Raw genomic sequence first — 8,331 nt, forward strand, 5'->3', positions numbered from 1 at the left:
CTCTATGGCGACGGACACACTTCCTCACGCGAGCATTATTGGCGCGAATGTGCCTCGCATCGACGGGCCCTTAAAAACCAGCGGAACCGCGCGCTACGCCGTCGATCATCATTTCCCGGGTCTTGCACACGCGGTTGCCGTGCAGGCCACCATCGGAAGCGGACGCATCCGTTCGCTTGACGCTTCACCTGCACAGAAAATGCCGGGCGTGATCCAGGTCTTCCATCACGGCAACAAAATACAGGGCGTCTACCGGCAAATCCCTCATGAAGAGGACGGCACGATGAGTGAAACGCGTCCTCCCTTCGACGATGACAAGGTCTATTACTGGGGCCAGTTCATCGCTCTCGTCGTTGCAGAGACGTTGGAACAGGCTCGCGCCGGGGCGCAGGCAATCCGTGTCGATTACGACGCCGACAAGTCGGATGTGCGAACGAATCTCGGCGATGGTTTCACCGGCCCGCGACCGAGCAGTTGGAAACGCGGCGATCCCGATCAGGCTTTGTCCACCGCGCCGGTTGTCATCGACGAGACCTATTCGACTCCGGTCGAAACCCACAATCCCATGGAGATGCACGGCACCGTTGCGGCATGGGATGGCGACAACGTCACGCTTTACGAGTGCTCGCAGGGCGTTGTCAATCACCGCACCGTGATGTCTGAGGTGCTCGGCGTACCGCCTGAAAACGTGCGCGTGATCTCCCGCTTCATCGGTTCCGGCTTCGGCGGCAAGCTCTTTCCCTGGCCGCAATCGACGCTGGCCGCGGCGGCTGCGCGGCAGCTCAAGCGCCCTGTGAAACTCTCCGTCGATCGGCGCATGATGTTTTCAAACGTCGGCCATCGCCCGCGCACCGAGCAGCGCATCCGCCTCGGTGCTACGAAGGACGGCAAGCTCACTGCGATCCGTCACGACTTCCTCACCCAGACCTCGCAACTCGACGACTTCATCGAACACTGCGGAGAACAGACGCCTTTCCTATATAGCTGCGCGAATCTCGAAGTCACGACGGGAATGGTTCGGCGCAACGTCGGTGCGCCCGCGCCCATGCGCGGTCCCGGTGCAGTGCCCGGCCTCTTTGCGCTTGAGTCCGCCATGGACGAGCTCGCCATCAAGCTCAATATGGATCCGCTTGAGCTGCACATGAAAAATGATGCCGACCGCGATGAAGGCAAAAACCTTCCCTTCTCTTCGCGCCACCTCAAGGAGTGCTATACCACCGGCGCGGAAAAGATCGGATGGAAGCAGCGCACGCCGCAAGTGGGGTCGATGCGCCGCAACGGCAAGATCATCGGCATGGGAATGGGAGCCGCTTCCTGGTCCGCCGCACGCATCCCGTGCAGTGCCAGCGTTGAACTCTGTCAAAATGGCCGCGTGTGCGTTCGTTGCGCCACGCAGGACATCGGCACCGGAACTTACACCATCTTTGCCCAAGTAGTTCACGCCAGAACCGGCGTGCCGCTCGATCGCATCGACGTTTTCCTGGGGGACACCTCGTTGCCGGCCGGACCCACGTCCGGAGGCTCCATGGCCACCAGCGCAGTATTGCCGGCCACCACCAGCGCGGCGAACGAGGCTGTGAACCGTCTGCTGCACATCGCTACACTAACGCCCGGCTCGCCATTCCACGGAATGAAACCGGATACGCTGGCCCTCACCAATGGTGTTGTGCATGCCAAGGTGCAGCCGCAAGTCGTCGGCGCTGCCTACCGTCCAAACGGTCAACTTTCGGTCAATGGAGTTCCCTTCGAAGAGCTGCTCAAGCTGGCCAACGTAGGCAACCTCATGGCTAACGGAAAAACCAACCCTTCGTTTGATGATCCCAAGGCCAAGCAGTATTCGTTGCACTCCTATGGCGCGCACTTTGCCGAGGTGGAGTGGGAGCCCGAGATCGCCCGTCTGCGTGTGAGCCGTATCTTCTCCATTTTCGATTGCGGCCGCATTATCAACAAGGGCGCGGGTACGAATCAGATTCTTGGCGCAGCAGTTATGGGCGTCGGCATGGCGTTGTTTGAAGGCACAGTTTACGACCCGCAGCGCGGCCAGCCAATCAACGGAAACTTCGCTGATTACCTTGTCCCCACCTGCGCCGATCTGCCCGATCTCGACGTCACGTTCCTCGACTACCCCGACTACATCGTCAACGAATATGGTGCGCGCGGCATTGGCGAGATAGGCATGGCCGGTGTTGCGCCAGCAATCACAGCGGCGGTTTATCATGCCACAGGCGTGCGCGTACGTGAGCTCCCCATTCGCATCGAAGACCTTTTGAAGTCGGATATTCGCGAAGCATGACGTCACGGAGCGCCCGGCTATCTGCAAATAGCGGTATGAGGAAAAAGCAAGTATGAGCACGACCCCAGCATCGATCATCGGAACGCCGACACCCCGCATCGACGGACCGCTCAAGACCAGCGGCACAGCACAGTATGCAGCTGATTTTCACTTCGAACGCATGACTCACGCGGTGCCGGTGATCGCCTCAGTTGCCAGCGGCCGCATTCGCGCACTCGATACGTCTGCTGCAGAGAAGATGCCCGGCGTCCTGCTCATTCTGCACCACGGCAACATCGGCCCGTTGTACAGGACCGTTCCCGGCGACGACAACGCGACCAACAGTGAAGTGCGGTCGGCCTTTGAAGACGAGATTGTGCGCCACTGGGGCCAGTACATCGCTCTCGTGGTCGCCGAAACCCTGGAGCAGGCCACGGCAGCAGCCGCGGCAGTCCACGCCGATTACGATGCAGAACCACCAAAGTTGCGGCCGAGCCTCGATGACTATTCCGGCGAGCGCAAGAAGGGCAGCGAGCGAGGCGACTTCGATGGCGCATTTGAAGATGCACCCGTAAAAATCGATCACACTTACATCACTCCAATTGAAACGCACAACCCCATCGAGTTGCACGCCTCGGTTGCCGTCTGGGATGGTGACCGCATCACGATGTACGAAACGACCCAGGGCGTTGTGAATCATCGCGTGGTGATGGCGCAGACTCTCGGCATTCCGGTGGAGAATGTGCGCATCGTAACGCGCTTTCTAGGATCGGGTTTCGGCGGCAAGCTGTTCCCCTGGCCGCATTGCGCGATGAATGCCGTCGCCGCGCGCAAACTAGGCCGTCCGGTAAAACTCAGTGTTACTCGCCGCATGATGTTCTCAAGCGTCGGCTATCGTCCGCGCACGGAGCAACGCATCCGCCTCGCTGCATCCAACGATGGGAAACTCCTTGCGCTCAAGCAAGATTATCTGAATGTCAGCTCCATGCTTGACGATTACGACGAAGGCTGCGGCGAAGCCACGCCGTATCTCTACAGCGTTGAAAACCTTGAAGTGACCGACGGCATTGTCCACCGCAACCTGGGCGCGCCCATGTACATGCGCGGCCCCGGCGCGGTTCCAGGACTGTATGCGCTCGAAGCCGCAATGAACGAGTTAGCCGACGAATTGAAGATGGATCCGCTTCAGTTGCGCATCCTGAATGATGCCAAGACCGACGAAGACAAGAAGATGCCGTTTTCGTCGCGCCACTTCCGCGAGTGCTTTGAAGTAGGTGCGAAGAAGTTCGGCTGGGACAAGCGCACGCCGGAGATCGGGTCTATGCGGCACGACGGAAAAATCCTGGGCTGGGGCCTCGCCGGTGCCAGTTGGGTGGCGCTGCGTCTGCCCTGCACGGCAAAGGTGGAATTCCATGCGAACGGCCGCATCTCAGTCCGTTCGGGCACGCAGGACATCGGCACCGGCACCTACACGATTTTTGCGCAGGTTGTCCGCGAGAAGACAGGTATTCCACTCGATCGTATTGACGTCATTCTGGGCGACAGTTCCCTTCCCGATGGGCCCATGTCCGGCGGATCGATGGTTACCGGATCCGTGCTGAACGCCATCGCCGCGGCCTCGATTGACGCGATGAAGAAGATGACTACGCTCGCCATCAATACAGAAGGTTCTCCGCTGAAAGGCGCAAAAGCCGAAGGTGTAATTTTCGCGGATGGCCGGATTCGCAAGAGAGACCAATCGGCTGGCGGCGATCCGGAGTTTGCGGATATTTTGCACATGGCTCGCCTCAACGGACTGAGTGCGGAAGGCAAAACAATACCCACGTGGGAAGACCCGAAGGCGAAGGGTGTTTCTCTGCACTCCTACGGGGCGCAGTTTGTCGAAGTTGAATGGGAGCCGGAGATTGCCCGCTTGCGTGTGAGCCGCGTCGTTACGGTCATCGACGCCGGGCGCATCATCAATCCCAAGGCAGCTGCCAATCAGATCGCGGGCGCCGTGGTGATGGGCGTGGGCATGGGACTGCTCGAAGAGACGCATTACGATCAGCGCACTGGGCAGCCCATCAACGGAAATATGGCTGACTACCTGATGGCAACCTGCGCGGATGCGCCGGAGATTGACGTGACCTTCCTCGATTACCCCGATCCGGCGATGGGTGAATATGGCGCACGCGGCGTGGGCGAGATCGGGCTTGCAGGTGTGGCGCCGGCAATCACGGCGGCTGTGTATCACGCAACAGGAGTCAGGGTGCGCGAACTGCCGGTGCGGATAGAAAATCTGCTCCAGTCGAAAATACTGGAAGCTTGAGCGAGAATAGGAGTTCATGACCGATCTCGAGAACATTCTGCCGCTGTGGCATGAACTGGAAGCTGCCGGTTCAGACTATGTGCTGGCGACGGTCGTGGACGTGGACGGCCCCAGCTATCGCAAGCCGGGCGCGCGCATGTTGATTGCAGCCAATGGGCGCCGCGCAGGCACGGTGAGTGGCGGATGCCTTGAAGCCGAGGTTGCAAAGCGCGCATTCTGGTTTACCGAGTCGGGCCCTCAAGTGCAGCGCTACTCTACGGCGGAAGATGATGGCGACATGCCCTACGGTTCCGGCTGCGGCGGTGTTGTCTATATCCTCTTGGAACGGCGTGCCACGGCAGTGTCGCTGCTGGCAGCTCTCGAAACGGCCTTTCACGGGCGCTCGCCGCTGGCAATTGCAACGATTCTCGATGGTGCAGACATCGCTAAGCGGGTATTCGCCGGACCGACAATACCTGATCGCGGAACGGAAATAACCAACACCAAATCGAGTGCGGCGATACTTCGCAATCTCGCCGGGTTGGCGCTCGAACGGATGCAGTCAGTCGACCAACGGGTTACGGTCGATGGGCGTGTGACACGCGTCTGGGCCGACTATCGCGCCGCTCGGCCGGGGCTCTGGATCTTCGGCGCGGGCGACGATGCAAAGCCGCTTCTACGCCTGGCGCGCGAACTCGGCTGGTTCGTTTCCATCGCCGATGGCCGCAGTCACCTTGCCACACGCGAACGCTTTCCTGCTGCAGACAGAGTGACGGCCTTGCCGATCGCGACCTTACCCGATGCCGCATCATCGCTATTTTCAGACGTGAAAGATACAGACGCGGCGGTGCTGCTGACGCACAGCTTCGAGCAGGATTCGCAGATAATTGCAGGCCTGTTTGCGCGTGAAGTGCGGCCGGCTTATTTTGGCGTGCTCGGTCCTCAGCGGAGAACCCGTGAGGTTCTAGCCGAAGCCGCCACACTGCTGGGATTCTCCCATGCAACTGAGCAGGCAGAGCAATGGCTCTGGCACATCCACGCTCCCACTGGCCTCGATCTGGGCGCGGAAACTCCTGCCGCGATTGCGCTCTCGATCATCGCGGAGATTCAGCAGACGATGAACAACGGTTCTGCCCTGCCTCTGCGGCAGGTGCGCGCGTTGCATCCAGCGAAAATCCGGGCTTGACGATGCTCAGGCAGCTGCCTCTTCCTTCAGGTGTGCTTCAAGCACGTCGAGGAATTTGGCCAGCCACGCAGGATGCGCCGTCCACGCCGGTCCCGTAACAAGTTTGCCGTCGACTGTTGCATCGGCGAAGTCCAGCGAAACAAAGGTTCCTCCCGCGAGTCCGACTTCAGGCGCGCACGCTGGATAGCAATTAACCTTGCGACCTTTCAGCACTCCCGCCGCCGCAAGCACTTGTGGACCGTGGCAGAGCGCGGCGATAGGCTTGCCTTCCCTGTCGAAATGCCGCACCAGCTCAAGAACCTTGGGGTTCAGGCGCAAATATTCAGGAGCACGCCCACCGGGAACGACGAGCGCGTCGTAGCTGGCCGGATTCACCTCGTCGAACGTTGCGTTCAAGGTGAAGTTGTGGCCGCGCTTTTCTGTATAAGTTTGATCGCCCTCAAAATCGTGGATCGCCGTGCGCACCTGTTCGCCCTTCTTCTTGCCCGGACACACCGCATCCACCTTGTGCCCCACCATCTGCAGGGCCTGAAACGGAACCATGATTTCGTAGTCCTCGACGAAGTCGCCTGCCAGCACCAGTATTTTGGCTGATTTCATTGGAATATTCTCCGGTTGGAAGTCTCCGTGGTCGTATTCGGTTGGGAACGCCCTGGGCCCGATCGCGCACCGAAAGCAGTCAGACACATGTTATCTGATGGGTGAGAAGCGGTGAAGATTCAGTGCAAGCGCGCCTTCAAGTGCAGGCGAAGTCCAACCAACCGCCGGTATAACCTAGTACTTGCCATGACCGCTTCCCCAAAATCTCTCGCGGCTTTGAATGTACAGATCGTAGCCTGCGAACTCTGTCCACGTCTGCGGGCGCATTGCACTGAGATCGCGCGAGTACGTCGGCGCGCTTACGCCGACTGGGAGTACTGGGGACGACCGGTGCCTTCCTTCGGTGATCCCGAAGCGCGTGTCCTTGCGCTCGGGCTTGCGCCAGGAGCACATGGCTCCAATCGCACTGGCCGGCCTTTCACGGGCGACGGTTCGGGCGATTTTCTCTACCCGGTCTTGCACGAAGCGGGCTTCGCCTCTCATCCGCGGGCAAGGTCGCGCGACGACGGCATGAAGCTCTCAGGGCTCTGGATTACGTCGGTGGTCCGCTGCGCTCCGCCGGGCAACAAGCCATCAACGGAAGAACTGCGCAATTGCGCGCCGTGGGTAGACAAGGAGATTGCGTTGCTAAAGAATCTTCGCGTCGTCGTTTGCCTGGGACGCATTGCCTTCGATGGGCTGCTCGCGCACGAGCAGCGGCGCGGCTCGGCGATTACCCGGTCAAACTACACCTTTGCGCACGGAGCCGAGTACACGCTGCCGAGCGGGTTGAAGGCAATTGCCAGCTATCATCCTTCGCTTCAGAACACGAATACCGGCAAGTTGACGCGGCCCATGTTCTTTGAAGTGTTCAAGCGCGCGAGGGAGCTTGCCGGATTAGACTGATTGCTGTCTCCCCATGTCCCGCTGGGGGGAACAAACATTTCTACCGACCCGCACGGGTTCGATACATTGAGTTGTGCCGGACCGGACGAGGAGAAACACGATGGGGAAGGTAGTCAGCAGGATTTTGATTGCGGTACTGATGGTGAGTGCAATGGGAGTTTACGCACAGACGATGAAATCCGATCACTGGTCCACGGCTGAGTTATTGGAGCGCGCCAAGCATCTTAAAGAATTGGCGCTGAAGGGCGACGGCTCAGCCAGCGAGACTCTAGAAAAATATCCGCACCATTACACGATGCTGGCTTATCGGCAACACAGCGGCGGCGGCGAAGTGCACCAGAATTTCGCTGACATCTTCTTCATCATCGATGGGCATGCAACCGTAGTTACCGGAGGAAGCCTTGTCGAGGCGAAGACAACCGGCCCGGGCGAGATGCGCGGCAAGTCCGTCGAAGGCGGCTCACGGCAGGAACTCAAGGCCGGCGACGTGGTCCACATCCCCGCAGGCCTGCCGCATCAAACTCTGGTTGCAGACGGCGAGTCCGTTACCTATTTTGTGGTGAAGGTGGAAGAAGCCCGATAAGTTGCGGGGCACCGCTCCGGTTCAACTGTGGACCGGAGGCGGCATTTAACACTCCAAACTGACGGTTTCAACACTCCCACGCCCACAGTTCGAATTACCAAACCACGTCAGAATGTCAGTCCTTTGTCATGCACCCGCGCTCTGACGCGGTTGCAGGCAATCGTCAGAGACTTGCCGAGTCACAATACACACACCTTTTAAAAGGGCCGGATTGTCAAGATCCACCCATATATTTTTGCAGCATTAGTGGCGTTTTTTTAGGCCGCCTGATACTACTGCCGATTGTCGCCTTTTCCGCCCCTGTCACATTTGCCAGTAGCATTAAGGTCTTTCCAGGCTGAAGCTTAACCCACGCACTGTTTGCTCCGGCTGTATCAGTGGTGCGCAGCATGGCGGCTCATAAACAGCTGGCCGAAAGCATCAAGGAGAGATCATGAATTTGCACAGCAAGAACTTCTATCTATCCGTCGCGGCGACGCTGACCTTGGCAATTTGCACGTCCGTCTCTGCCCAGGGGC

The 8,331-nt window shown here is 59.3% G+C and carries 6 protein-coding genes; 5 read left to right on the top strand and 1 reads right to left on the bottom strand.

Annotated elements, in window-relative coordinates:
• From WA354_RS12190 to WA354_RS12200, 3 genes are all read left to right on the top strand, one after another.
• The coding region (locus tag WA354_RS12190; protein ID WP_472813284.1) for a xanthine dehydrogenase family protein molybdopterin-binding subunit at positions 1–2,293 on the top strand (2,293 nt) is incomplete at its 5' end.
• Positions 2,294–2,345: 52 nt separating this feature from the next.
• Positions 2,346–4,580, top strand: a complete 2,235-nt coding sequence (locus WA354_RS12195; protein ID WP_472813285.1) for a xanthine dehydrogenase family protein molybdopterin-binding subunit — start codon at positions 2,346–2,348, stop codon at positions 4,578–4,580.
• 16 nt (positions 4,581–4,596) lie between these two features.
• A complete protein-coding gene (locus tag WA354_RS12200) occupies positions 4,597–5,745 on the top strand; it encodes an XdhC family protein (protein ID WP_472813286.1) in 1,149 nt (382 codons plus the stop codon).
• 6 nt (positions 5,746–5,751) lie between these two features.
• Here WA354_RS12200 and WA354_RS12205 read toward each other — a convergent pair whose 3' ends face one another.
• Positions 5,752–6,345: a DJ-1/PfpI family protein gene (locus WA354_RS12205; protein WP_472813287.1), complete on the bottom strand. Its 594-nt coding sequence runs from the start codon at positions 6,343–6,345 to the stop codon at positions 5,752–5,754.
• Between the two features lie 186 nt (positions 6,346–6,531).
• Between WA354_RS12205 and WA354_RS12210 the strand changes: the two genes are divergently transcribed.
• Both WA354_RS12210 and WA354_RS12215 read left to right on the top strand, forming a co-directional pair.
• Positions 6,532–7,230 (top strand): uracil-DNA glycosylase, encoded by a 699-nt coding sequence (locus WA354_RS12210; protein ID WP_472813288.1) that lies wholly within the window; start codon positions 6,532–6,534, stop codon positions 7,228–7,230.
• Positions 7,231–7,330: 100 nt separating this feature from the next.
• Complete coding sequence (locus WA354_RS12215) at positions 7,331–7,813, top strand: cupin domain-containing protein (RefSeq protein ID WP_472813289.1); 483 nt, start codon at positions 7,331–7,333, stop codon at positions 7,811–7,813.
• Positions 7,814–8,331: the final 518 nt, after the last annotated feature.

This window comes from Occallatibacter sp., from assembly GCF_049802275.1.
Lineage (GTDB): Bacteria > Acidobacteriota > Terriglobia > Terriglobales > Acidobacteriaceae > Telmatobacter.